General features: G+C 37.7%; 2 protein-coding genes. Both read right to left on the reverse strand.

Features of this window, described 5'->3' with window-relative positions; translation table 11 throughout:
- Window positions 1-276 precede the first annotated feature (276 nt).
- On the reverse strand, window positions 277-543 hold the full coding sequence (locus ADK28_RS30010; RefSeq protein ID WP_075202064.1) for a PAAR domain-containing protein: 267 nt from the start codon (window positions 541-543) through the stop codon (window positions 277-279).
- 40 nt (window positions 544-583) lie between these two features.
- Window positions 584-1,323, reverse strand: a 740-nt coding sequence (locus tag ADK28_RS32145; RefSeq protein ID WP_161802708.1) for an IdsF, incomplete at its 5' end; no start/stop codon positions are given.

Raw genomic sequence — 1,323 nt, forward strand, 5'->3', positions numbered from 1 at the left:
ACGTGAGACACCCCACAACAATAGTGATAATAATCACTCCTAAAAATGTCAAGAAGTCTTTACGAAACAATGCAGGGAAAGCGCCAAAGAACAAAGTTGTCCAGGAAAACCCGTAAAAACCTTTTACAGTCTCGCCTGTTTTTTTGTTTTCCATATTGATAATCGTTGCCATGTATATAATACCTGTTTATTCTTGGTTAAAAGACAGGAATCATCCTGCCAGGAAATAAAAGTTAATAAATAAAAAACGGAAAGTTATTGAAAACTGATAAAAAATCAACCAATATTAACACTACCGCCGCCAATCAATATACCACCACAACTGACCGTATCATTAGTGCGCGCGGCTGGTTTCTCATCAATAAAAACACTTGATGAGCCGCTGCTAATCATTCGATTATGACCATGAGATACCAGTGTGTCTCCCTTACGAGCAAGCGGTCGATTATCGACATTGACAGTTTGAGAGCCAGAATTCACTGGCGTAGGAGCATGACTGTCATGACCGGTATCTTTATCGCCAAATTTTACTGCATTGCCCATATTACACTCTATTTTATTTTAAGTTAAAACACCATAAAAATTAACGAACTAATACAACTTGCCCATTAATAATGGAAAAATATGGCCTATAGGTATAAACAATTTTTCCTTTTGAATTCTGAAATCTTAATGGTGAATTCTGAAAATAACCGACCCCCATTCTGAATAAACGCCCATGGTTGTAGGTCATTAATTTATAATGATTCCAGTCAATCGGCACAGGTGTCAATGATTTATCCAGCACATGTGCAGGAAAGTCAGTAGAAACAAACATCATCCCTGTCGTCGTTCCTTCCGCATATGCCATCTCTGAGCTTGAAATTTTCGCAATCTCTTTCAGGCCATCAATGTCACGACGCTGCATCATCCACCATATATTTTCATATGCCTTACGGATCAAGGGTAGATCTTTTTCTGTAACAGGTGTGGCTTTCTCCCATGTCCACAGCGGCAAGTCATGAACAATGAGATTGCTACTCAACTTATATAAACCATTATCATAATGATAACTCCTGTTATTGATTGCATCACCTTCAATAATTTTAGAGCTATATGGACCACCGTCATAGTGCGAAGATTCACGAGCTGTGATTTTATGTTTATCGTTCACAGTCAATTTAAATCTGGAAATTTCTGTATGAAGATCTTTTGTATCTTTACTAACTATAAGCTCGCAAGATGAATCTGGAAATAGTGTTTTTGGATCATCTGTATCCTGTCCACCCATAAGCAATTCAATAGAATTACTGCCATTACCCAACATAGCTGATGCGTTAAACC

Source organism: Serratia sp. 506_PEND, assembly GCF_001076875.1.
Classification (GTDB): Bacteria; Pseudomonadota; Gammaproteobacteria; order Enterobacterales; family Enterobacteriaceae; genus Serratia; species Serratia marcescens.

What these genes read in the sequence shown, in the direction of transcription:
- ADK28_RS30010 (WP_075202064.1), bottom strand. Translation starts at nt 543, where the DNA reads ATGGGCAATGCAGTAAAATTTGGCGATAAAGATACCGGTCATGACAGT.